Below are 24,023 nucleotides of genomic sequence, written 5' to 3' on the forward strand. Positions count from 1 at the left end.
TGCTTTAGGACGACTGAGTTATCTCCAGAGCGTGACAAGCGCGATCCACAAGGGTCTGTAGGGCAGGCAGTTGCTCGGTGTGTTCTGAGTAGTACAAATTGGCATTGCCGCGATCGGTGTCCTCCCAAAACTTGGGCTGAGCCTGGCGCAGGCGATCGCAATTTTGCTGAAAGAGACGCTTAAACCCCGCCAAGCCGAGAACCGCTGCATCCTCCACCATATCCTCAACAATCCGCTGCGCAAACTGAGGTTGCTGCCGTGCCAAGTAAAAGAGGGCGAGTCCCATTTGTAGTAGGCGAACCCCTGTACTTTTGCCATAGGGGCGATCGCCATTTTGGGGTTGCCGCAGTTCCGGTGGATTATCTAGGCGAAGCATTTCCTCCAAGAGTTCCAGTTGCAGTCGCTCCTCCCACTGCTGCTCGTTCACCAAGATTAAGACCTTCTTTAGCTCAGCGGCAAAGACATCAACAATGAAATACAGTGCAGGACTATTCTGTGCTAACTCATAGACTTCATTCCCGTAGGCACGTAGATAATTCACACACTTTTGGGTGAGCTGGGGGCGCTGGTAATGCACCAGACTCTCAATAAACCGCCGATAGTGAAAGGCCAAGTTATAGAGATTGCGTGCCTCGTTGTGACGACTGCCGTGTTTAATGGCAAAGCGCATCATTGTATTAAAGCGAATAATGATTAGGTCCAGCAAAATGTCATCCCCCCTACTGAGAATGCGGTGGGCGATCGCGCACATCTCAGAGCCACACAGCGACGCGAGAGGAAACTGCTCCTCCTCCAAAAAGCGCACATAGGCATTCCCAAGGAGCCGAAAACACTTTTGCTCGTAGAAGGTATGGTTCTCTTCAATTTGACCAAATTGATCAAACATGGTCTTGAAGGCAATATCCCCCATCACCGCACCGCTGAGGCGAAAGAAATAGGCTGGATAGCTGGGTTTGCAACTGATGTAGTGCTGCAGTAGTTCACTGACTACACCAATAATTTCAGCCTGCGCCCCGCGAAACGCCACATAGGCCAGCAAATCATCCAATTGGTTCAATCCCGCGATCAGGTGAGCCTGACTACGGCGCAAAAACTGCGGTTGATAGGACACCCCATCCTTGAGAACAATGCCCAGTCGACTCATGTAGTGATACTGGCGGCGGTAAATTTGCTGAGCCACACTTTCTGGCTGGATGGACTTGAGGATGTAGAAGATGTAGGGTAGTGCCGTCAAAATTGCCAAGGGCAAGAGGCCGTATACATTCAACAGGATGCTACCCACAGGATGCCTGCCCAAGTCCTGCAAAATCTTGATGTAGAAGATATGGGCACCCCCCAAAACCAGACACCAGACATAGATCAGGCTCGTCCAGTCCTGCATGTACAGTTCAGTAATTTTGGGGATATTTTGCGCCGCAATGGAAATCACAATGATTAACGTGCCGAGGGTGAGGCCAATCACCGAGAGCCACACCTCTGGGGCAAAGCCAGTATCAAAGGTACCAGCAACCAAGCCAGCAAAGAACCTTGGGGCAGTTGCTTTTAGATGAGCGAGGACAAGATTAGCACTGCTATCCAAGAGGGCAAGGGCAGCCAGACTCAGACCAAAAGCCACCAGCGATCGCGGCAGATGGGGAGTGGTCAAGAACCAGCGGTGGAGTTTCTTCAGCATCTATCCGTTTGAGTCAAGGGTCTCCGCTCCCGACTATGACACACCCGCGCGCAAATTTCCTTTCGCCCCTTTGATCTCTCTGGGAATTCATGCTAGGATAGTGTTCCTGACTTGGGCTTGTAGCTTAGTGGATTAGAGCGGCTGACTACGGATCAGCAGGTCGGGGGTTCGAGTCCCTCCAAGCCCGTTGAGTAAAGCTGAATAAAACTATAGAGCTATTATTTTTTATTCAAATCAAAAAGGGTGACCGTAGCCACCCTCTATCACGTTACTTATCGTTGCTCAGCGATCGCAGAGTGCCTAGACCACCACGGTTTTCTGAGTCACTTGTTTCAGCTCACCTTTGGCATATTTGGCAGCATAGTCATCAAGGCTGAGTTGCTTGATTTTGCTGGCGTTGCCGGCGGTGCCAAATTGCTGATAGCGATCGGCACAGACTTTTTGCATGTATTTAATGGATGGCTTCAGGAAGTGACGGGGGTCAAATTCCTTGGGTGCCAAGGCGAGAGCTTCGCGCACCGCAGCGGTAATGGCTAGGCGGTTGTCGGTGTCAATGTTCACTTTGCGGACACCGCTCTTGATGCCTTTTTGGATTTCTTCCACAGGCACGCCGTAGGTTTCAGGAATCGTGCCACCGTACTGGTTGATGATGTCAATCAAGTCTTGGGGTACGGAGCTAGAACCGTGCATCACCAAGTGGGTGTTGGGCAAACGACGGTGGATTTCTTCCACGCGGCTGATGGCGAGGATTTCACCCGTGGGTTTGCGGCTAAATTTATAGGCACCGTGGCTGGTACCAATGGCCACTGCAAGGGCATCGACTTGGGTACGCTCCACGAAGTCCACGGCTTGATCGGGGTCGGTGAGGAGCATCGAGTGATCAAGGGCACCTTCAAATCCGTGGCCATCTTCGGCTTCCCCTTTACCGGTTTCCAAGGAACCAAGGCAGCCCAGCTCGCCTTCCACAGAAACACCAATGGAGTGCGCGACTTTTACCACTTCGCTGGTGACGGCCACGTTGTACTCATAGCTGGCGGGGGTTTTGGCATCGGCTTCAAGGGAGCCATCCATCATCACACTAGTAAAGCCGTTGCGAATGGCGGAGTAGCAGGTGGCAGGCTCGTTACCATGGTCTTGGTGCATGACAATGGGGATGTGGGGGTAGGTTTCCACCGCAGCCAAAATCAGGTGACGCAGGAAGTTTTCCCCAGCATATTTACGGGCACCCCGCGATGCTTGCAAAATCACGGGACTGTCGGTTTCATGGGCCGCCTGCATGATGGCTTGGATTTGCTCCATGTTGTTGACGTTGAAGGCGGGAATGCCGTAACCATTTTCGGCTGCGTGATCGAGCAGCAAGCGCATGGGTACGAGTGCCATAGGGTTATGTCCTCCTTAGTAGAGCGGATGTATCGCTTCGTTAACCTTACCGATAATCTTAGGCTATGTTTGCTCGTTTATGTTACAGGGGAGCGATCGCTGGCCTATTGAGAATACAGTCCTTGTTCTATAGATAAGGGGTACCCAAAGAGGGTGAGATTCAAAAAATCTCCCGTACGGGAACTTCAATGCCGTTAATCACGGGTACGGGAATGCCCCGCGAGACATGGAAGTAGATCCAATCCTCTAAGAGTTCGGAGAGATGCTCGCGGCATTCAAGCACTGTCTTGCCATGGGCCTTGACCCCCTCAAGGTCTGGAATTTCACCGTAAATCAGTCCATCCTCTGCATTGAAGTGATAGATAGCCCGCTCAAGAGCCGCATTCATATAGTCCGACAGCGACATCCCTAGGGCTGGCCTCCTGAAAGGTAGGCAGCAACAGCAGCAGCGGTTCGATTGCCATGTTCAACACGATCGCCCAAGGCGACACCCTCAGCATAGTTACTACACAGGAAAAGGCCGGGGGTTTGACTGAGGGCATGGGTCACCTGCTGCCACTGCTCAGGGTAGCCGACAATATATTGGGGAATCGCCCGTCGCCAAACCTTCATACCGAGTAAGCGTGCCTTGGCTGCAGGTAAATCAAGGAGTCGGCTCAAATCCTGCTGCACCTGCTGGACAATGGCTTCTTCGCTGAGGCTAGCCAAATCAGGATCCGTGGCACCGCCAATAAAACTCGTAAAGACTTGCCAACCGGCGGGAGTGCGTTGGGGAAAGAGACAGGACGACCAAATGGTGCCAAGGGTGCGGATGCCCTGACCGCGAGGAATGAGTACCCCAAAGCCGGGGCGGACACTGCGCCCGAGTCCAACGGGGTAGGCCAAGACCACACAGGCCACGGTGGGATAGGGGATGGTAGCCAAAACACGGGCGATCGCTGGTTGAAAAGGTGCTACCAACTCTGCAGTTTGATAGGCGGGCGTTGCCAAGACCACACTGCGGGCGTGCCAGGTTTGCTCACCACTGCGCAGCAGGTAGCCACCCTTGGATTCTGGGGTAATTTCCTGAACCGGGGTTTGCAGGTGAATCGGTGCCTTCAATTGTTGGGCGATCGCCCGAGGTAGCACAGCCAAGCCTTCCTTAAAGGAGCCAAGTTCCCCCGGTCGCATCTGCACACCCGTAGGCGGCTTCGGTTTAGGGGCTTGTTGACGCCGTAGGCGCAGGGCACCGGCAATGAGGCCACCCCCGAGTTTTTCCAGTTGGGCAATACGACGAAAAGCAGCAGCGGCACTCAGTTGTTGTGGATCACCCGCATAAACCCCAGAGACAAAGGGCGCCACCAGCCGTTCAGCCACCTCTTGCCCCAAATGGCGACGGAAAAATGAATGAACTGATTCATCGCCACTGCCCAGATAGGGGGGCACAAACCCAAGGGCACCAAGGGCTGCCCGCACTTTTCCCCAAGGACTGAGGAGATTTGAGGTGGCTAAGGCAAGGGGACGGGTGGGTTCTAGGGGGTAGAGGTGTCCCCGCCAGTAGATGTAGCGCGGTAGGTGGCGATCGCCCCGAATCAGTTCCGACTGCAAGCCCAGCTCAGCAATGAGTTGTAACAGGGCAGGGGTCGGTGCAAAGCTATTGGGGCCCAGTTCCCAAACAAAGCCCTCCGCTGCTTGTGTCGTAATATTCCCCCCAAGGCGATCGCTGGCCTCTAGGAGAACCACACTGTACTGGGGGGCGCTTTGCTGCAACCGCCAAGCCAGACTTAGGCCACTGAGGCCACCACCCACAATTGCGACATCTACTTCACTCACCCGTTTTGCTACCCTCCAACGTGTTTAGGATCGCTTGAACAACGAGTCGAGATAGACCCGTGCCGTGCGGCGATCGCATTCTCCATTTTGCAGCAAAAAGAGGGACAGTGCGGCCACAAAGACGCGATCCTGATCCCAATCGGGATGCCGCTCGAGGTAGTATTTCAGGGTCTCGTGTAGCTCCTCTGGAATCTCGGCAAGAATACTAATCGTGGCTTGAGCGTTCATACCGTGAGTTACCTCAATAAAACCAAGACAAAATTGCAGGCGCCATCAGCTCGCCCTGGGTAAACCTGTGGAAAACTCCCATAAAAGTTCTGACCAAATCCCCAGACCCCTGACTCAGAGCGGGATTTAGCCCTACATTCACAAGGTTTCAGAGCAAGTGAATCTCTATCCGTGGAACTCCATTGTCTGGGTTGTCCTAGGGTCTGTCAATCCTTGTTTTCACCCATCTTGGCGATCGCAATCCACGACAGAATCAGCGTTTCCGGACTTTTAGCGCTCCTTGCGTTTTCCCCAAGGCTTCAGCAGCAGTTATCCCCAAAAATGTCTTGAAATCCGATCACACCGTCAAGGCCTGTGGAAAACTTTGCCCCAATCTGTGGAAAACCTTGGGAAAATTGGGGAATTTTTGGGGAAAGTTAGGGGAAAATTAAGGTTCTATTAAGGTTCGCTTCAGAGAAAATAAAAGCAGCAAAAGTCAGGGATTCATGACTTTATTAACTTTTGCGGGATTCGCGGAGCGATAAGTCCTGCCCTGTACCCGATGGCGTGAGAGGTCACAGACGGGCTTCAGGGGGCGGCCAGTCATCATCTTCAGGGGGAGTATGTTCTGGATTTTCGATGGTTGTCCCCTCTGATATTCCCTCATCCTCAATATCACTACTTTCGGGAATATCCCCTAGGAGATCGGCGGCAGCGGTGCGCGATTCTGGCACTGGAGGCAGCGTTTCTGTCGATTCAGCATCGGGAGCAGATTCAGAGACTAGAGGCGGTTCAACCACTCCTTCAGAGGTCGCCGTCGGTTCTGGAGTCTCAACCACTGTTTCAGGAACTGCCTGTTCTGCCACTGGCTCAGGAGTTGCCGTGGGTTCTGGGGCATCAACAACTGTCTCAGGGGGCGTCACTGCTGCCGTTTCAGGAGGGGCTGGTTCTGCCACTGCCTCAGGAGTCACCGTGGATTCTGGAGTCTCAATTGCCGTTTCAGGAGATGCGTGCTCTTCTGGTGCTTCGGCGGTCACTGTGGGTTCTGGAGCGTCAACTATTGTCTCAGGAGGGGCTGGTTCTTCTGAAGCAGTAACCGTTGCTGGTTCTGACTCCTCTGGGGTACTGGCAGTGGGCGGCTGCGGCGTTTCAACACTAGGGGTTTCTGGGGGAGTCATTTCGGCAACCCCTTCGGACGGCAGATCAGCCGGTGCGTCTGTAGGAGTGTCTGCGGTGGGACTGGCTGTTGTTTCTGCGACTGGCGCTGGTTCAGCAGATTCTTCTGGGACTGCGGCAGCTTCCTCAGTGGCTGGGGTGGGTTGTTCGGCAACGGTACTGGGGGTGCTGGTTTCCCCTGTCCACAGATCTTCTTTAATGTCGCCAGTATCCATCGGCGGTGGTGGGGTATCCACAGGAAGCTGGGGGCGATCCGGCTGTTTCTGGAGGCGATCGCGCAAGCTACTGATGAAGCCTTGCAGTTGCTCACCGATTTTTGCAAAGGTACCTTCGGGCAGCAGAGACTGGACTTTTTGCCAGAGGGCTTGAGCTTTTTGGGTGTCGGTGCGATCGCCCGGGTAGGTGAGTTGCCAGCGATAGCTGAGGGTCTGCCAACCCAACCAGAGAATTAAGGCCACTGCGGCTGCTGTTCCTAGGAGCAATCCACCGCCAATGCGATCGCCATAGATCCACAGAGTCAGGGCAAAGAATAATCCCGCGCCACTGGCCACCAGATCAAACCTACGGTACAGTTCCGGCAGGAAGAACCCCAACAGATACAAGCCTAAACTGGCGATCGCCATACTCCAAGCCAGCAAGTTCGTCAGCATTCCCAGTCCTCAGAAAGATAACGGCACACCGACAAGGCGGTATCAACCTTCTACCTTACACCGCACTGAATTTGTCTCTGCTAGAGTTTATTCTTTGTCGAACTGCTGATCCCCAAGGAAGAGGGTGCCACGGGCTGAATAAACTGTTTGCAAAAAATTTTTGGCTCAGAGTGACATATTTGCCTTGGATCTGCCAGTATTAGCCCATGAGGATTGAGGGTGACCTGCTATGATGAGCCTAAGGATTTATGCCTATTGATACTAATCTATTGATATTAATTATTGATTAACGTATTTCTTTTTGGTGGAGCAAAGGAGTTGTTTGTGGCAAATCAGCCAGTGATGGAGTTTAGTGAGCGTCCATTCCACTTCATTGGCATTGGTGGTATTGGTATGTCAGCCCTTGCCTACATTCTCGCCAAGCAGGGCTTTAGGGTGTCTGGATCCGATTTGCGTCCCAACCGCTTGACCGAGCAACTGGCTGAGTTAGGTGTGCAGATCTTTATTGGTCAGAGTGCGGCCAACCTTGAAAGGTATCCCTTTGCCCCGCTGCCTCAAGTCATCTCCTCCACTGCCATTGGCAGCGATAACCCTGAATATCAAGCGGCTCAACGATTGGGCTGTCCAATTTTTCATCGTTCCGATCTGCTGGCTGCCCTAATGCACCGTCACCAAAGTATTGCCGTTGCCGGTACCCACGGTAAGACAACCACCAGCAGCATGATTGCCTATTTGCTGTTGCAAGCCGGGCTGGATCCAACGATTATCGTCGGGGGTGAAGTGGCGGCGTGGCAGGGCAACGCCCGCGTGGGTCAAGGTCCTTACCTTGTTGCTGAAGCGGATGAGTCCGATGGCTCCCTGCGCAAATTCCATCCCCATATTGGCGTCATTACGAATATCGAGCTTGACCACCCCGATCACTACAATTCCTTGGAAGAGGTGGTGGCCACGTTTCAGCAGTTTGCTGATCAGGCAGACATTGTGATTGGCTGTGCCGATTGTCCGAATATCCACGATCGCCTGCATCATCCGCGCCTGTTGACCTATAGCCTTCAGCGACAAGCGACGGTGGACTACTGTGTGGATCATATTCAATACACCTCTGAGGGCACCACGGCACGGGTTTGGGAGCGGGGCACGTCCCTTGGCATTCTGCAACTGAGTGTCTTAGGTGCCCACAATCTCCAAAATGCTCTGGCGGTGATTGCAGTGGGACGTTATCTTGGCATTGACTTTGCCACCATTGCTGCTGCTTTATTGGAGTTTCGCGGTGCCCGCCGCCGCTTTGAAGAACGGGGACAGGTGAATGGGATTCGCTTTATTGATGACTATGCCCACCATCCCAGCGAAATTATAGCTACCCTAAAAGCAGCCCGCCTGCAGGTGGGTACGCACGCCCCTTGGCAACGGATCGTGGCAGTCTTTCAACCCCATCGCTATAGCCGCACCCAAACCTTTCTCGAGGCCTTTGGCCAGTGCTTCACCGCAGCGGATCACGTGATCTTGACGGATATCTATAGTGCGGGTGAACCCAATCCCGGCACAATTAGTGGTGCCGATGTGGCCGCCTGTGCCCGTCAGTATCATGCTGCAGTGGATTATTGCGCCACCCTTGAAGCGGTACAAACTCGCTTGGCGCATCTGCTGCAACCTGGGGATCTGGTGATCTTTCTTGGGGCTGGCAACCTCAATCAACTGATTCCGTCTGTAATGGCGGATCAAGAACAATTAAGTGTCTCTTCCCTCACTGAGGCGATCGCCCTATGACCTTGCCCTGCTTGCCCCAAACCCAGTGCCCTCTGCAACGCCACATCTCCCTTGCCGAGTTTACGACCCTGAATGTGGGTGGCTGTGCTGAATGGTTTGTGGAACCGCGTACGGTCGCTGAATTGCAGGCAGCCTACATTTGGGCGCAGGAACAGGAACTGCCAATTACGGTTTTGGGGGCAGGGTCTAATCTGCTGGTGAGCGATCGCGGTGTGGCGGGTCTTGTGATCGCAACCAAGCATCTGCGCTATCTCAAAAGTGATCTAGAAACTGGACAACTGACGGTGGGTGCGGGGTATCCCTTGCCCAAGTTGGCTCACTATGCCGCAAAACTGGGCTGGCGCGGTCTGGAGTGGATTGTTGGCATTCCCGGTACCGTAGGCGGGGCAGTGGTGATGAATGCGGGTGCCCACGGCGGCTGTACAGCGGAGCGGTTGGTGTCAGCAGTGATTTTAGAACCCGATGGCACGTTGGCGGTGGTGGCGGCACGGGAGTTGGGCTATGGCTACCGTACCTCTTGTCTTCAGAACAGCCAGCGATTGGTGTTGCAGGCCACATGGCAGCTGGAACCGGGACATGATCCAGCCCAGGTCAAAGCAGACACCCAAAAACACCTGAGCGATCGCCTGCGGACGCAGCCCTACGACTTCCCCAACTGTGGCAGTGTCTTTCGCAATCCTCAGCAGCAGGCGGCCGGTTGGTTGATTGAGCAAGCGGGATTGAAGGGCTACCAGATTGGCCGCGCCCAAGTTTCCCAAAAACATGCCAACTTTATTCTCAACTGTGGTGGCGCAACAGCGATGGATGTCTATCGCTTGATTCGCCATGTACAAGCTGCTGTTGCGGATCACTGGTCCGTGTGGTTGCAGCCGGAAGTGAAGCTGATTGGTGACTTTGCCTAGTTGCTATGGCCATTACCCTCTGTATGATTGTCCGGGATGAGGCGGCACGCTTACCCCGATGCCTTGCCAGTGTGGTTGGTGTGGTGGATGAGGCGGTGATTGTGGATACGGGGTCACAGGATGAAACGGTGGCGATCGCCCGCCAGTGGGGAGCACGGGTCTATGAAGTTCCTTGGCAAGAGGATTTTGCTGCCGCTCGCAACATTGCCCTGCAATATGTCACTACCGAGTGGGTACTGGTTCTCGATGCGGATGAAACGCTGACACCGTCCTTTGCCGCCGTGCTGCCTGAGATCTGTCGACAACCGAATTGGCTGGTGGTGATATTGCTGCGGCAGGAATTGGGCGTTGTGCCCCCCTATACTTATGTGTCGCGCCTCTTTCGTCACCATCCCGACCTCTTTTTTCAGCGTCCGTACCACGAAACGATTGATGACAGCGTTCTTGCCCTGCAACAGCGGGAACCCCATTGGCAAATTGGTCAAGTTAACCGTGTGGCCATTGTGCACAGTGGCTACCTTGGTTCCCAGCGACAACAAAAGCAGGAACGGGCGGAGCGGATCATGCGCCGCCACCTTGAGCAGCACCCGCAGGATGCCTACCTGTGGAGTAAATTGGCAGGGGTGTATCTGGCTAAAGGAGCTTGGCAGCAGGCTCAGCACTGTCTGGAGCAGGGGCTAAAGGTCAAAAGCGCCCCCCCCGCCGTTGCCTACGAACTCCACTATCAACGGGGCAATCTCTATGCCGAACGCGGTGAGTGGCCGGCAGCCATCCAAGCCTATGAAACCGCCCTCAGAACCCCCACCCCTGCGGTGATGCATCTGGCAACCTATCTGCGGCTGGCGGAGGCCCAAAAGCAATTGAAACGCTGGGGCGATGCCCTTGCCACCTACGATCGCCTGCAAGCCGTGGATCCCACCTGTGCCTTAGCCTATCAAAATCAGGGGGCACTGCTGCTGCGTTTAGGACAAGTCAGACCGGCCCTTGACAAACTGCAGCAAGCCATTCATTTACTGCAGGTTCAAAATCCCCAAGAAGCGCAACGCCTCAGCCAAGAACTGCAAGCCATGGGACTGCTGTAGCTTACCACTGGGCGGCAATCGGCATCCGCCAACCGGAACCAAAGGCGCGATCGGTCACTTTCAACCCCGGTGCCGCCTGCTGACGTTTGAATTCTGCCCGTTGAACCATGCGGCGCACCCGCTGCACCAAGTCTAGGTCGTATCCCGCAGCGGCAATTTCCTGATCTGACTGGTGGCGATCGATCATTCGTACCAAAATGCCATCGAGAATGTCGTAGGGCGGTAGGCTATCCTGATCCGTTTGACCGGGCTTGAGTTCGGCACTGGGGGCTTTGGTGAGAATGTGGGGGGGAATGACAACGGCACCAGCGATCGCCAGATCGGGAATCGGATGCCCCTGAGCGGCCTGCTGATTCAGCCAATGGCAGAGTTCATAGACACGGGTTTTGGGCACATCGGCAATGGCTGCAAGGCCACCATTCATATCGCCGTAGAGGGTGCAGTAGCCCACCGCTAGTTCAGATTTATTGCCGGTGGAAATAAGCAAGTGGCCAAACTTGTTGGCGATCGCCATCAGCAGCGTACCGCGAATACGGGCTTGGATATTTTCCTCAGCAACTCCACTGGGGGTACCAGCAAATAGAGGCGCCAGCACCTCACTGTAGGTCTGCATCAGGGGCGCAATCGGTAAGATCTGCGTGGCAATGCCCAGATTTGCGGCCAAGTCCTTAGCATCGGTGATTGAGTGATCGGAACTGTAGGGAGAGGGCATCAACACCCCCAGCACCTGTTGGTTGCCCAAGGCTGCCGTCGCGATCGCTGCCACCAAGGCGGAATCAATCCCCCCACTGAGGCCAATGACCACTTGTTGAAAGCCACATTTGCGGACATAGTCGCGCACCCCTAAAACCAAGGCTTGCCAAATTTCCTCAGGTTCGCCCGTGGCTGCAGGGGCGATCGCCGTTGGTTCGAGGTCTCCCTTTTCCCAGCGCACGGCTAGGTAGTCCTCACGAAACCCCTTGGCTTGGCTAACGATCTGCCCCTGACGATTCACCGCTAAGCTGCTGCCATCAAAAATCAAATCATCATTGCCTCCCACCTGATTGGCGTAGATTAAGGGACAGCCATATTGGCGAGCCGTATGTTCAATCAACGCCTGCCGTAACTTCGGTTTCCCCACACAGTAGGGCGATGCCGAAAGATTCACAATCAGATCTGCTCCCTGGGCCACCAATGCAGCAACCGGATTGCGCTGGTAGTGCCGCTCTCCCCAAAACTGCTCATTGTTCCAGAGGTCTTCACAGATGGTGACGCCAATTTTGAGTTGATCGCTGGCCGTCGTCAGCGTAAAGAGATTCTCCGTACCGCCGGGGGCAAAATAGCGACATTCATCAAAGACATCGTAGGTGGGCAATAACTGCTTCGCAAAGACCTGTTGCACCTGTCCCCCCTTCAGGAGGGCTGCGCCATTGTAGAGGGGCTTTTCTCCCTTGACGCCAGCGGCGGGATTGGCTAGCACTGTGCCCACTAAAACTGCCACATCAGCCGGTAAGGCAGCGGCAAGGCGGTGCAGTTCTGCTTGAATCGCTTCAACAAAGTAGCGGTTGAGGAGCAGATCCTTGGGGGGGTAGCCACAGAGGGCGAGTTCAGAGGTGATCAGCAAATCCAGAGGGTGCTGGCTGCGGATCTCTTGGACTGCGGTGAGAATTGCTTGGGCATTGGCCTTGAGACTGCCGACGGTGGGGTTCAGTTGCGCAATCCACAGATGCACAGCCATAGAAATTCCTCAAAGGTTAGACAAAAACTAGGGGCTTATCCTTAAGGGGCGCAAAGGCCTCGCGATCGAAGCGGTAGAGCGTTGCCGGTCGGCCCGCGCCGCGGATCACTTTTTGGTGCGTATCCTGCAAAATGCCGAGTTTCAAAAGCCGTGAGCGGAAATTGGAGTAGTCGGAGAAGTTGGCTCCCAAAACGGTGCTGTAAAACTGGTAAAGATCATTGAGGGTGAAATACTCAGGCAACACATCAAAAGCCACAGGGCTGTACTCCAGCTTATTGCAGAGGCGGCGGTGACCATAGGCCAAGATTTTGCTATGGTCAAAGGCCAGTTCTGGACAGGTACTTAGGGCAAACCACTGCACTGGAGATTCGCCCACCGCAATCAGTTCCGCATCGGCAAAGCGCACCAAGGCAAAGTAACTCACCGACAGATAGCGCTTGCCATAGGTGGTCTCGCGGGGATCCCGCGCCGGTTCGCCAAAGGTGTACAGTTGCTCCAGATAGAGGTTACTGACGCGAATTTTTTCCGCGAGGGTGCGATAGGCAGCCGCTTCGAGGGATTCCCCCTGCCGCACGAGGGTACCGGGGAGACTCCAATACCCGGCAAAGGGCACCTGTTGTCGCTGCACCAAGAGCACAAGGAGGCGATTTTGATCCGTATCCACGGAGAAAATGACGTTGTCCACACCGACAACAAATTCCGCAAGGGGCAAAGGGGAGGCGCTCATGGCTGGGAGTAGAGTCCTTGCTGCTGAATATACTGGGCGATCGCCGGCAGAAGTTGTTGTTCATCCCGCTGTTGCCGATAGGTCGTCGAGGAGACCGCTGGCCCCCGATAGTTTGCCAGTTCCATCTGGGGACACAATTGCCGCACAGCTTGCCAATCCTTGGGGTCAATGATGACGCCGGGACGCTGCAAGACCAAGAGCTTCACCTGTTTAAGGAGCTGCGCCGCCTGATACCACTGGGGCAGCTTAGCGAGAACATCACTGCCCACCACAAGGGTGAGGGGTTCATCGGGCCACTGTTGTTTCACCTGCTCAACGGAATGGATGGTGTAGGGGTGGCTGAGTTCGGGGTGGTGTTCGACGTTGGGGCGGTTGAGGCTGCGCACCAAGAGATTGAGCATGGCTTGGCGATAGGGCAAGGGGGTTTGCTGCCCTTTGAAGGGGTTATCGGCTGCCCACACTAGGACGCGGTCATAGCGATCGCTCAACCACTGGAGAATATCCCCGTGGGCGGCGGTGGGTGGATCAGCACTGGTACCAAAAAGGGCGATCGTCATGGGCGGTGGCGTAATTGTTGAATCAGGGTGTCAAGGGCAGGGGAATAAACCACGGGCTGGGTCACATCCAAGAGGGTCTCGGGCAACTCTGCTAGGCTGGCACGGTGGCGATCGCGAATTGTCGCCAAAGACTCCGGGGGAGAGAGGGGGCGCCCTGCCTTCATGACGGGTTCGAGGAGCGGTCTGCCCCAAACATTTTCCTCGCTGGCAAGGGCAAGGCAATCCCCACTGGGACGGCGATAAATTTGCTTGCGTCCGGGTAGGGTCATTTTGCCACTGGAGACCTTCATCACCCCCTGACCATTGATCTCCACTAGTTTATAGACACCGTTGACGGTTTCGCCGCTGACCAGCTTGGTGCCAATGCCATAGGCATCAATGGGGGCGTTGGCTGCTTTCAAGCGCCGAACTTCGGCTTCATCGAGATCCCCACTGGCAATAATTTTTGTTTGGGGCAAGAGCTGGCGAATTTTTTGGGAGAGGCTGAGGAGATCCCCTGAATCAATGCGCACGGCCTTGACGATAATTTCCCCGGCCGCTTGGCGATCGGCCAAAGTAGCAACGGCGGCGAGGGTGTCATAGGTGTCTACCAAGAGTGCCCCTTCCGGATAGTAACGCAGGAAAACCGTAAAGGCATCCTGTTCTGTACCAGCGAGGGTGGCGATCGCCATCACCAGAGAATGCGCCATCGTGCCTGTGGGGGAAACCCCCAACTGCTGTGCTGCCAAGACATTCGAGGTGGCTGTAAATCCGGCGGCGAGGGCTGAGCGTGCTGCCCACAGGGACGCTTGGGGACTAAAGGCACGGCGCGTACCAAATTCCAACAGATCAATCTCTGCCCCCACCAACTGGCGCAGCCGAGAAGCGCGGGTGGCCACAAGGGTTTGGTAGTTCACGATATTGAGCAGACAAGTTTCTAGCCACTGGGCTTGCCAGAGGGGGGCTTCAATCCGCAGCAGGGGTTCTTGGGCAAACACCACTGTCCCTTCCGGAACCGCCCAGACATCCCCACGAAACTCACTGTGGCTCAACAGGTCCCAAAATGCTGCAGGTGCCCGCTCAAAAACCGCTAGACTTTTCAAGTAATCAATTTGCTGGGGGGTGAATTGCACCTGTTGTAGGTATTCCAGTACCTGAGCCAACCCCATGGCCACCAAATAGGTGCATCCCCGGGGCAGTCGCCGCACACTGAGTTCAAAGCTGGCGGGCGTCCCAGCCAAATCCTCACCTGCGTAGGTGGCTACCATTGTCAGTTGGTAGAGATCCGTCAGCAAACTGTAATCACTGGCGGCCAAGGTGAAACCTGTCATGGCTTTGAGAGGTAAAGGATGTTTTATTTATAGTAACTTTTACCATAATTGTCAAGGCAATCCCATATCGCTGTGTAATCCGCAAGAGTGGTCAGTAGGGGAGCCGATCGCCAGCGTTCGACGCCAAAGCCAAGGGCATGACAGGGCTGCCATGTTTCAAAGCACTGAAAAATTGCCGTGCGGGCGATCGCCCCTTCGAGGGCAGAGGAAAAGACCAGCCGTTGCGGTTCTAAACCTTGACGCAACAGGACACTCAAGCGTTCTGGAGAGCCAAACAGCGCTGGCTTAATCACAAAGCGTCCCGGCCAGCCGCGCTCTAACCAACGCTGCAATTCTGTTGCACTCACTACGCTCTCATCGAGGGCAATGGGTGTGGTCACCCTCTGGGCAAGGGTCAATAGAGCTTGCCATTGGTCAGGGGGTAGCGGTTGCTCCACATACTCAATTTTGCCGTTCCCATGGCGATCGAGCCAAGCAAACCACCGCTCTGCAGTTGCCAAATCCCAACCCCCATTGGCATCAAGGCGTAATTTAGCCCCCTGAGGCAGTGCGGCCAGTAGCTCCCTGAGGATCCCTTGCTCCTCCTCTGGGGACAGGACACCAACTTTCCATTTGAAGGTAGTTTGCCCCTGCTGCCAAGGCTGCTGCCACTGCTCAAGGGCGGCTCGACCACTGCCTAAAAGGGCGCAGATTGGCCAAGGGCGTAGCCGATAGGGAAGTTGGCTCACACTTTGCCATGCCGTGGCAAAACCAAACTGGGCGGCGGGTAAGTCCTCAGGAATTGCGGCAATGATCTCTGGGGTGAGGTGGGTGGGCAGTTGCTGACACAGGGCAATAGCGGCACTGAGGGTTTCGCTGCCCCAGCCGGGAAGGGGGGCAATTTCACCGTAGCCGACTTGACCTTGTTCATCTTCGAGGCGCAGATAAATCCCTGAGCGCGATCGCCAGACCCGCTGCGCCGTTGCCAAGGGTTCTCGAAGGAGTTCCTCGTACACCCGCCATTGCCAGCGCATCCGTGCAGGCCGCTAAACCCGTTCAAGCGTTGCCTCGAGCAAATGTTTGAGCTTATGGCTGTTGTGAATCCCACTCAGCAGTGTGTAATGATTGGCATCCAGTTGCCAGTAGTGCTCGAAGCCTGTACAGCGGTTGGCATCCCCCAGCAAAATAAACTGCTGCACGATCGCATGGGGCGTAATCCATCCCTCTCCCTCCAGCCGACCAAAGAGGCTGTGTTGGAGCACATAGGTAAACACCTGCTCATCCAATTCCAACTTCCCCCGCGACTGCAACACTAATTCTGGCTTGACTTGATCGGGAAAGGTGATCTTGGCGGCCATTGAAAACCAGTCATCTTGGCCGTAGGAGACAAGAATCCTCCCCGTCACGGGAATGGGTTCCTGATTGGCCTCTAACCACATTCCCTTGAGCAGCCACCGTCCCCCATCAACTAAAAACGTATGATTCACGTTTCTCATATCCCCAATGGCTGTCCTGATTGTATCGTTACCCTATGGGTAGGGGTAGAGATCAGCAGAAATTCTTGTTGGTTTCTCCAGCTTGCGCGGGCGATCGCTATGATTAAAGGAATAGTCAAAGAATATCTCTGCTGCCCTTCCCTAGAAACTGAACTTCCATGCAGCGTCCTTGGCAATCCTGTTCTGCTCACCCTGCCCCCTTAGACTTTATCGAGCAAGTCAAGAGCCTCCACCCCGATGCGGGGGCAATCACTGCCCAGTTGCTTTGGCAGCGGGGCTATCGCGATCTTCATCGGCAAGTGCCCGCTTTTTTAAATTGGCGACACTACCAACCTGCCTCTCCCTTTGAGTTTCCAGAAATGCAAGCTGCCCTAGCCCGTTTGCAGAAAGCCCTAAACAATCAAGAAAACGTTGCCATTTGGGGAGACTTTGACACCGATGGGGTCACGGCCACCGCCGTTCTCTGGGAAGGGCTAAAACCGCTTTTGGGGGCGCAATTGGTGGACTTTTATATTCCAAATCGCCAGCAAGATTCCCATGGTCTCTCGCCCCATGGCCTTGAGGAGCTTCAGCAAAAAGGAGTTTCCCTGATCATTACCTGTGATACGGGCTGTACCAATGGTGCTGAAATTGCCTTTGCCCGTCAGTTGGGGATGGAGGTGATTGTTACCGATCACCACACCCTTGAACCCACACCCTTGGGGGCTGTGGCGCTGATCAATCCGCGGCAGTTGCCTTGGGAGCATCCCCTGCGCCATTTATCCGGGGTTGGCGTTGCCTACAAGTTCTTGGAAGCCGTTTATGCAACGTGGCCAGAGAAAACCCAGGGGTATGCCCTCGAAAACCTCCTTGATTTGGTGGCCATTGGCCTGATTGCCGACTTGGTTGAATTGAGGGATGAGTGCCGCTACCTTGCCCAGCGCGGCCTAGAACAACTCGGCAAGCGTCAGCCCCTCCGCCCGGGTATTGCTGTCCTTTTGCAGGGCGCGTCCAAAGACACGGCTCGGCAACGGCAGATTAGTTTTACCGTCGCACCCCGCCTCAATGCTGTCAGTCGTGTAGAGGGAGATGTGCGGCCTTTGATTACGCTTTTGACCACCCAAGATTGGCGTCAAGCACGGCAGTTGGCACAGCACATTGAAAAAGTGAATGCAGAACGGCAGCGACGCCAAAAAGAGATTGCTCAGATGGCTCATGCCAAAGTCGCTCAGTTGGACCTCTCAGCATCGCGGGTGATTCTCCTCACCGATAACAGTTGGCCCTTGAGTCTTTTGGGGCTAGTGGCAAACGAGATTGTCAAAACCTATGGCCGCCCCGCCATTTTGCTTCAGACAAATCCAGAAACGGGAATGGCCGCAGGTTCAGCGCGGTCTGATGGCTTTGTGGACCTCTATGAGGCACTCTATAGCCAACGGCACTTATTTGAGGGGTTTGGCGGGCATCCCTATGCAGCGGGCTTTCGGCTGAAGGTGGCGCATATTCCCCTTTTGGAAGCCGCCCTCAACCAATTCTTGGCACAGCAGGAGGGCACAGCTAGCGCCACACCGCAACCCTTGCGGATTGACTTGGAAGTGACCTTGGATCAACTCAATGAGCGATTGTTCAGGGAACTGGAAGTGTTGGCTCCCTTTGATTCAACTCACCATCCCTTGCCGCGATTGCTGGTGCGCAATGTGGAACTTACTGACCTCAAAGATAACCAGAACAGGGGGAATCAGAACATCAGAAAATACGTCTCAATGCTGCTTCGCGATCCCCAAGGGAAGTCCTCCTTTCCTGCCAAGTGGTGGGATCATCAAGTGGCGGATTGTCCCAAAGAACGCTGTGATCTGGTGATTGAGCTAGAGCAGTGGCAAAAGTCCCTATCAGCCGTCATTAAAGAGCTGCGACCCAGTGCAACCAATGTCATCCAATCGGCCTCTTTTCAGTCCCTCATGGATTATCGCGATCGCCCCCACGAGGCAAGCGGCAAGGGTCTGCGCGTCGAAACTTGCCCGACATCACGGGAAAGCTGGCGCCAGTGGATTCAGCGAGCGAAAAGGGAACAGCAACCTTTAATTCTGGCCTACTCTCTCCCCCCAGAGCAGGACGCCCTAAAAGTCTGGCAGGTATTTTTGACGTTATGCCAACAAGCCAGTCAACAGGGAACATCTTTACAACGCGAGGAGTTGCGGGAACACCTTGGCATTGAAGCGGCCACCTTGAACTATGCCCTCAATGTGCTGGAGACACTGGGGGTTCAAGTTATGCAGAGCGGAGAAGAGTTTTGGTGTGAGTGGCCACCTGAAGTGAAGTCTTCCCCCCATACGGCGGTGGCCTTAGAGACCTTCACAGCAGCGATCGCCGAGGAAAATTTCCGTCGTCGCTATTTCGCTGCCGCCCCCCTCCCAGCGCTTCAGGAAACACATTAAAAACTGGCTACAACTTTTTTCAGCAGGGAACCTGAGGAACACACACGAGCCGACAGGGGAAACACACAAAGGCGGGAACACACGGGCAATCAACGTTGATTGAGAGAAGAAGAGCGATCGCTCTCAGGAGAGCCTCAGTCTGGTTACACACAACGTGCCTCGGTGCAATGCCTGCAACCGTACTTTTATGCTCCCACGGCTGCCTTTGGCTGCCTACCGTGTTTCCACTCAATTTTTTGAGTCTCAGCAGCGCAGAAATCTTTGCCAAAATCCCGTAAAACCACGGATGCCTAGACGTACATCGCCTCCATGAGGGCATCGCTCATCGTGACGTTGGTGGCCACACTTTGAATATCATCGAGATTTTCGAGGGCATCCATAAGCTTAAGGACGCGCCGCGCGGTATCTTCATCGGTGATTTCTACCGTATTCATTGAGACCCAGCGGCTTTCGGTGTCGAGAACAGTGTAGCCGTGTTCTTTCAGGGTTTCGCTGACGGTTTCTAGGGCAGGCACGGGACAGCGCACTTCAGCCACCCCCTCTAGGATCTCGTAGGTTTCCACATCCGCCGCCAGTAGTGCCTCAAGGAAGGCTTCCTCATCTGTAGGGGCGGTAACAGTAACAATGCCCCACTGCTCAAACATCCAGCCCACACAGCCGGTTTCGCCGAGGTTGCCCCCCTGTTTATTAAAGGCTGCCCGCAGATCCGCTGCCGTGCGATTGCGATTATCCGTGAGGGCCTCAATCAAAAACGCCACACCCCCCGGCCCATAGCCTTCGTAGCGAATTTCCTCTAGGGGAGCATCACTGTCGAGGGTACCGGTGCCCTTGGCGATCGCCCGCTCAATATTTTCACTGGGAATCCCCGCGGCTTTTGCCTTCTCAATCGCACTGCGCAGTTGAAAGTTGCCCGCTGGATCCCCTCCCCCATGCCGCGCCGCAATAATAATCGCTCGCGATAGCCGCGCAAAGGTCTTGCCCTTTTGGGCATCCACCCGCGCCTTTTGCCGTTTAATGTTTGCCCACTTACTGTGACCTGCCATAGGGGAAACACATGCCAAAAGTCAAGAAGAACCCCGCTGAAATCAACGGGGCAAGTCAACAGGGTTATTTTGATCGAAGCTATCTTTAACGGAAACCGACAGCGGCTTGCCAAACAAAGGCCAAGGCCAAAAAGAGCACAGGAATTACCGGCAGCACATCCACGAGGGGATCAAAAATGGCGTAGGCTTCCGGGAGTTTAGCAACCAAAACTAAAGCATCAATCATGGTGTTTTCCTAAAAGAATTCAGCGATCGCAAGAGAACTGAAAAAATAGTACCATAGCCACTGCGGCAACGGGATCGCCATGCCAGACATTCTCCCTTTATCCGAAACAGACCCGCATGACTTTTGGATGCAACAGGCGATCGCCCTCGCAGCACAGGCAGGAGCCGCCGATGAAGTGCCCGTAGGCGCGGTGATTGTCAGTGCCGAGAATGAACTCATTGCCACGGGGGAAAATCGCCGCCAGCGAGATCATGACCCCACTGCCCATGCGGAAATCATTGCCCTCCGCCGCGCGGGTCAACGTCTAGGTACGTGGTATTTAACGGGCTGCCGCCTCTATGTGACCCTAGAACCCTGCCCGATGTGTGCCGCTGCCATTGTTCAAGCCCGCATTCACACCCTCATCTACGGGACGACCGATCCAAAAGCAGGGGCCATTGATTCAGTGCTGCAACTTCCGCAAAGCCCAGCGGTGTTCCACCGGCTTCAGGTGATTAGCGGGGTTCAGGCGGCGGCCTGTCGGCAGCAGTTGCAAACGTGGTTTCGCCAGCATCGTCAGAAAGAACGGCAATAATGCCCGCATCCCCCACCCGCTCCCGTAGGGTTTGGATGGTTTCACCCAGTAGGGGGTGTCGCCAGTGGGGGGCGATCGCTGCAAGGGGCACAAGGACAAAGGGTCGCTCGGCCAAGCGGGGATGGGGCAGGGTGAGTTCGGCAGTGGTCATGACGCGATCGCCATAGAGCAGCAGATCCAGATCAAGCGTGCGGGATCCCCAATGCTCTTGCCGTTGGCGACCAAACTGCGTCTCAATCCTTTGCAGCGTTTGCAGAAGTGCCCAAGGGGAAAGTTGCGTTCGGGCAATCAGACAGCCATTCCAGTAGTCCGGTTGCGGGGGGCCTACGGGGGTCGTGCGATACCACGGCGAGCAGGCTAAGACATGAATCCCCGGCGTTTGGGCAAGCACTTGGACGGCTGAGCGCAGTTGCAGCAATGGCTCACCAAGGTTGCTTCCGAGGGCGATCGCCACGAGGGGGGGGTCAGACGGGGATATACTTAAGTCAGTGCATTCTGCCATTGTGCCTGTGTAGAGTGCCTGCCACTCCTCCTGTTATACCTGCACTGTTCACCTATTGCCGAAATCGTTGTGGATCTCCAGACTCTCTTTCACACTGCAACCCCCGTCATTGGTGTTGTCCACCTCCTTCCCTTACCCACCTCTGCCCGTTGGGGGGGGAGCCTGAAGGCCGTTATTGACCGCGCAGAACAGGAAGCCACAGCCCTCGCCTCAGGGGGAGCCAATGCCATTATTGTTGAGAATTTCTTTGATGCTCCCTTCACCAAAGATCGGGTGGATGCCGCCGTCGTTAGTGCCATGACCTTGGTGGTGCAGCGGTTAAAGAATCTGGTGGCCTTGCCCATTGGCCTGAATGTGCTGCGCAATGATGCCTTCAGTGGTCTGGCGATCGCTGCCTGTACCGGGGCACAATTTATCCGCGTTAATGTGCTCACTGGGGTAATGGCGACAGATCAAGGCATTATTGAAGGCCAAGCCCATCAACTCCTGCGCTACCGCCGCGAACTGGGGCAAGACATCAAAATTTTTGCCGATGTGATGGTCAAGCACGCCCAGCCGCTCCACAGTCCGAACCTCGCCACTGCGGTACGGGACACCTTTGAACGGGGACTCGCCGATGGGGTGATTCTCTCCGGTTGGGCAACGGGACATCCGCCCACTGAGGAAGATCTATCGGTCGCCGCCAGTGCCGCCAAGGGACAACCCCTCTTTATTGGCAGTGGTGCCTCTTGGGACAATGTGGAGCAATTAGTGCCCTACGTCAACGGCGTCATTGTTGCCAGTTCTCTGAAGCGCAATGGCCAGATTGAACAACCCATTGACCCCATTCGTGTCAGCCGTTTTGTCGAAGCATGGCAGCGGGCTCACCACAAGATTCAGGAACTCAATCGCGCCAATGGCAACTGCCGGGGGTCGATCAATGAACCCCTGCCAGCCATGGTTGTGCACGGCCAAAAATGAGATCAGGCGATCGCTCCTGTTAACTGCGGAACATAGTGTCCAAGCCCATTGAGGTTGAGGCGATAGCTGCGGGGATGGGCAATCAAGTAGGCGGTGCTGCTAAAAATTTGCTCTAACTCCACAAGGCCATTTTCCTTGAGGGTGCGCCCCGTTGACACCAAATCCACAATCGCCTCTGCCATACCCGTAATCGGTCCCAGTTCCACCGAACCATAGAGCGGCACTATATCCACGGGCAAATCCAACTGCTGGAAAAAGGCATCGGCACAGCGGACAAACTTTGAGGCGACGCGGCAATGGGGGGGCAAATCGCGGGCACTGCGGTAGGGGCTAGAGGCTTTGACGGCCACCGACAGCCGACACTGACCAAAACCTAAATCCGCTAGCTTGGCCACGTGGGGATTTTTTTCCCGCAGCACATCGTAGCCCACAATGCCCAACTGCGCTTGACCATACTGCACATAAACCGGGACATCTTGGGCACGTACCAAAAGGGCACGGGCACGGCCATCCTCAGAAAGCACTTGCAGTTGGCGATTTCCCGGCTCGAGGAGCGCTGCAAAATTTAAGCCCACCCGTTGGAAGTAGGCAATACTATCTTTGAGTAGGGCACCTTTGGGTAGGGCGATCGTTAGCATGGCCTAGACACTCTGAATCTGCAAATAGGTTGCCCCATCACTGAGGGCTTCGATCTGCGGTGGCGCATCACGCTCAATCCAAGCAATATAGGGAATCTGGCGATCGCGGGCATAGGCGCGGATTTGTTCTGGCGTCAGATCTAGAAGTGCCAACTCCACCCGAGTCGAGCCATCCAAGCGTAGGGTTTGGGCATGGTGGAGGGCAGCAGCGAGGGCGTTGCTTGTGCGGGGAACCACCAGCCACTGACTACGGGGAGCTAAGAGAGCCGCTGGGGGAATGGCGATCGCCTGCAAGAGCGCCTCGACATTAAAGACAAAACCAATCCCCGGCACCGTGGCACCGTCTGGATGATAGATACTGAGCAGTTGATCATAGCGCCCCCCTTGAGCCACCAACCGCAGTTCCGTTTCCGTGGGAATTAAAACCTCAAAGATAATCCCCGTGTAGTAATCAAAGGACTGCACAAGGCTGAGATCAAGGGTAATCGCCAAAGACTCAGCCACCAAGCCCAACAACTGTTGCAATTCCCCAAAGCGATCGGCCACCCCTGCCACGTCAGACCACTGCGCCAAGCGTTCCCCCACTTCCCTTGGAGTGCCCCGTAGATCAAAGAGGGCAAGGGCGCGATCGCGCCAAGGAGCGGGGAGAGCCTGCAAACTCACGCGGTCTAAATTAGCCAAGCACTGGCGCACCGTTTTTTGCAGCTCCGCTGGAAAGGGACTGAGCAACTGTTGCGTCAGGTGGGCATCCCCCACCAAGAGATAGGCCTCCTCAACCGCTAACGCCCCAAGGCACTCCTGCACCAGCCAGAGAATTTCTGCATCCGCCGCTAAACCTGTTGCCCCCAGTAGCTCCACTCCCGCTTGGAAAAATTCCTGCTGGTTGCCCAACTCTGCCACGGTTGTCCGCCGAAAGACATTGGTTTTGTAATAGAGCCGTTGGGGCAGTTGCCTGCCTGCCATACGAGTTACAGCGGCGCGGGCAATGGAAGCCGTTAATTCTGGCCGCAATCCCAAGGGTTCATCACCACTGCCTTGGACTTGAATGACCGTCTCGGGATGAACCGTTCCCCCTGCTGTGAGGGTTGCTAGGGTCTCGATCGTCGGCGTAATAATTTCTTGATACCCCCAGCTTTGAAAGACGCGCTCCAAGCGCTGCTCTAGCCACCGTTGCCGTGCCACATCAAGGGGCAAAATATCGCGGGCACCACAGGCAGGTTGATACACCATAGTGA

At 55.1% G+C, this 24,023-nt stretch carries 23 protein-coding genes and 1 tRNA gene; 7 read left to right on the plus strand and 17 right to left on the minus strand.

The features are described from left to right. Positions 1-4: 4 nt before the first annotated feature. On the minus strand, positions 5-1,672 hold the full coding sequence (locus QYC28_RS11225; protein ID WP_302679502.1) for a hypothetical protein: 1,668 nt from the start codon (positions 1,670-1,672) through the stop codon (positions 5-7). Between the two features lie 113 nt (positions 1,673-1,785). Between QYC28_RS11225 and QYC28_RS11230 the strand changes: the two genes are divergently transcribed. After that, positions 1,786-1,859 (plus strand) — tRNA-Arg (locus QYC28_RS11230). A 113-nt stretch (positions 1,860-1,972) separates the two neighbouring features. Here QYC28_RS11230 and fba read toward each other — a convergent pair. From fba to QYC28_RS11255, 5 genes are all read right to left on the minus strand, one after another. Then, complete coding sequence (fba, locus tag QYC28_RS11235) at positions 1,973-3,052, minus strand: class II fructose-bisphosphate aldolase (protein WP_149820867.1); 1,080 nt, start codon at positions 3,050-3,052, stop codon at positions 1,973-1,975. A gap of 160 nt (positions 3,053-3,212) precedes the next feature. Continuing rightward, entirely contained in the window at positions 3,213-3,458 is a 246-nt protein-coding gene (locus QYC28_RS11240) for a type II toxin-antitoxin system HicB family antitoxin (protein WP_149820869.1), read from the minus strand. Positions 3,459-3,460: 2 nt separating this feature from the next. After that, a complete protein-coding gene (gene hemG / locus QYC28_RS11245) occupies positions 3,461-4,864 on the minus strand; it encodes a protoporphyrinogen oxidase (RefSeq protein WP_302679503.1) in 1,404 nt (467 codons plus the stop codon). Positions 4,865-4,888: 24 nt separating this feature from the next. Further along, positions 4,889-5,092 (minus strand): DUF2811 domain-containing protein, encoded by a 204-nt coding sequence (locus QYC28_RS11250; protein WP_011056228.1) that lies wholly within the window; start codon positions 5,090-5,092, stop codon positions 4,889-4,891. Positions 5,093-5,646: 554 nt separating this feature from the next. Then, positions 5,647-6,897, minus strand: a complete 1,251-nt coding sequence (locus QYC28_RS11255; RefSeq protein ID WP_149820873.1) for a Ycf66 family protein — start codon at positions 6,895-6,897, stop codon at positions 5,647-5,649. 342 nt (positions 6,898-7,239) lie between these two features. On the opposite strand from QYC28_RS11255, the gene murC reads away from it, so the two are divergent. From murC to QYC28_RS11270, 3 genes are read left to right on the plus strand one after another with little or no spacing between them, the layout of a single operon-like run. Next, on the plus strand, positions 7,240-8,664 hold the full coding sequence (murC, locus tag QYC28_RS11260; RefSeq protein WP_190278349.1) for a UDP-N-acetylmuramate--L-alanine ligase: 1,425 nt from the start codon (positions 7,240-7,242) through the stop codon (positions 8,662-8,664). Continuing rightward, on the plus strand, positions 8,661-9,566 hold the full coding sequence (murB, locus tag QYC28_RS11265) for a UDP-N-acetylmuramate dehydrogenase (protein WP_302679504.1): 906 nt from the start codon (positions 8,661-8,663) through the stop codon (positions 9,564-9,566). Before murC ends, murB begins: the two co-directional genes overlap by 4 nt. 5 nt (positions 9,567-9,571) lie before the next feature. Continuing rightward, entirely contained in the window at positions 9,572-10,648 is a 1,077-nt protein-coding gene (locus QYC28_RS11270) for a TPR domain-containing glycosyltransferase (RefSeq protein WP_302679505.1), read from the plus strand. Position 10,649: 1 nt separating this feature from the next. Here the strand turns inward: QYC28_RS11270 and QYC28_RS11275 are convergent, their stop codons facing one another. From QYC28_RS11275 to QYC28_RS11300, 6 genes are read right to left on the minus strand one after another with little or no spacing between them, the layout of a single operon-like run. Beyond that, entirely contained in the window at positions 10,650-12,365 is a 1,716-nt protein-coding gene (locus QYC28_RS11275; RefSeq protein ID WP_302679506.1) for an NAD+ synthase, read from the minus strand. Positions 12,366-12,381: 16 nt separating this feature from the next. Continuing rightward, a complete protein-coding gene (locus QYC28_RS11280) occupies positions 12,382-13,092 on the minus strand; it encodes an NrtR DNA-binding winged helix domain-containing protein (RefSeq protein ID WP_149820881.1) in 711 nt (236 codons plus the stop codon). Beyond that, positions 13,089-13,649: a nicotinate-nucleotide adenylyltransferase gene (locus tag QYC28_RS11285; RefSeq protein ID WP_149820883.1), complete on the minus strand. Its 561-nt coding sequence runs from the start codon at positions 13,647-13,649 to the stop codon at positions 13,089-13,091. Before QYC28_RS11285 ends, QYC28_RS11280 begins: the two co-directional genes overlap by 4 nt. Then, positions 13,646-14,959 (minus strand): nicotinate phosphoribosyltransferase, encoded by a 1,314-nt coding sequence (locus tag QYC28_RS11290; RefSeq protein ID WP_149820885.1) that lies wholly within the window; start codon positions 14,957-14,959, stop codon positions 13,646-13,648. Before QYC28_RS11290 ends, QYC28_RS11285 begins: the two co-directional genes overlap by 4 nt. 23 nt (positions 14,960-14,982) lie before the next feature. Then, the gene (locus QYC28_RS11295; protein WP_302679507.1) at positions 14,983-15,972 is read right to left on the minus strand and encodes an o-succinylbenzoate synthase; all 990 of its coding nucleotides are present in this window, start codon (positions 15,970-15,972) and stop codon (positions 14,983-14,985) included. Between the two features lie 12 nt (positions 15,973-15,984). Then, positions 15,985-16,434 carry a hypothetical protein gene (locus QYC28_RS11300; RefSeq protein ID WP_149820889.1) on the minus strand — a complete coding sequence of 150 codons (450 nt, stop codon included), beginning with the start codon at positions 16,432-16,434 and terminating at the stop codon, positions 15,985-15,987. 158 nt (positions 16,435-16,592) lie between these two features. On the opposite strand from QYC28_RS11300, the gene recJ reads away from it, so the two are divergent. Further along, positions 16,593-18,845, plus strand: coding sequence for a single-stranded-DNA-specific exonuclease RecJ (recJ, locus tag QYC28_RS11305; RefSeq protein ID WP_286625749.1), 2,253 nt, complete (start codon positions 16,593-16,595; stop codon positions 18,843-18,845). Positions 18,846-19,135: 290 nt separating this feature from the next. On the opposite strand, the gene QYC28_RS11310 is transcribed toward recJ, so the two are convergent. Both QYC28_RS11310 and QYC28_RS11315 read right to left on the minus strand, forming a co-directional pair. Then, positions 19,136-19,888, minus strand: a complete 753-nt coding sequence (locus tag QYC28_RS11310) for a YebC/PmpR family DNA-binding transcriptional regulator (protein WP_149820893.1) — start codon at positions 19,886-19,888, stop codon at positions 19,136-19,138. 85 nt (positions 19,889-19,973) lie between these two features. Continuing rightward, positions 19,974-20,114 carry a photosystem II reaction center protein K gene (locus QYC28_RS11315; RefSeq protein WP_011056031.1) on the minus strand — a complete coding sequence of 47 codons (141 nt, stop codon included), beginning with the start codon at positions 20,112-20,114 and terminating at the stop codon, positions 19,974-19,976. 79 nt (positions 20,115-20,193) lie between these two features. Here QYC28_RS11315 and tadA point away from each other — a divergent pair, with 79 nt between their 5' ends. Continuing rightward, positions 20,194-20,688, plus strand: a complete 495-nt coding sequence (tadA, locus tag QYC28_RS11320) for a tRNA adenosine(34) deaminase TadA (RefSeq protein WP_149820895.1) — start codon at positions 20,194-20,196, stop codon at positions 20,686-20,688. On the opposite strand, the gene folK is transcribed toward tadA, so the two are convergent. Continuing rightward, positions 20,609-21,190 carry a 2-amino-4-hydroxy-6-hydroxymethyldihydropteridine diphosphokinase gene (gene folK / locus QYC28_RS11325; RefSeq protein ID WP_149820897.1) on the minus strand — a complete coding sequence of 194 codons (582 nt, stop codon included), beginning with the start codon at positions 21,188-21,190 and terminating at the stop codon, positions 20,609-20,611. The two genes, tadA and folK, sit on opposite strands and share 80 nt — an antisense overlap. 69 nt (positions 21,191-21,259) lie before the next feature. Between folK and btpA the strand changes: the two genes are divergently transcribed. Continuing rightward, entirely contained in the window at positions 21,260-22,150 is an 891-nt protein-coding gene (btpA, locus tag QYC28_RS11330) for a photosystem I biogenesis protein BtpA (protein ID WP_149820900.1), read from the plus strand. Positions 22,151-22,152: 2 nt separating this feature from the next. Here the strand turns inward: btpA and hisG are convergent, their stop codons facing one another. Together hisG and QYC28_RS11340 are read right to left on the minus strand one after the other, a co-directional pair. Continuing rightward, on the minus strand, positions 22,153-22,788 hold the full coding sequence (gene hisG, locus QYC28_RS11335) for an ATP phosphoribosyltransferase (protein WP_149820902.1): 636 nt from the start codon (positions 22,786-22,788) through the stop codon (positions 22,153-22,155). A gap of 3 nt (positions 22,789-22,791) precedes the next feature. Beyond that, on the minus strand, positions 22,792-24,018 hold the full coding sequence (locus QYC28_RS11340) for an ATP phosphoribosyltransferase regulatory subunit (protein WP_149820904.1): 1,227 nt from the start codon (positions 24,016-24,018) through the stop codon (positions 22,792-22,794). Positions 24,019-24,023 lie beyond the last annotated feature (5 nt).

This window comes from Thermosynechococcus sp. HY596 (genome assembly GCF_030518715.1).
GTDB lineage: Bacteria > Cyanobacteriota > Cyanobacteriia > Thermosynechococcales > Thermosynechococcaceae > Thermosynechococcus.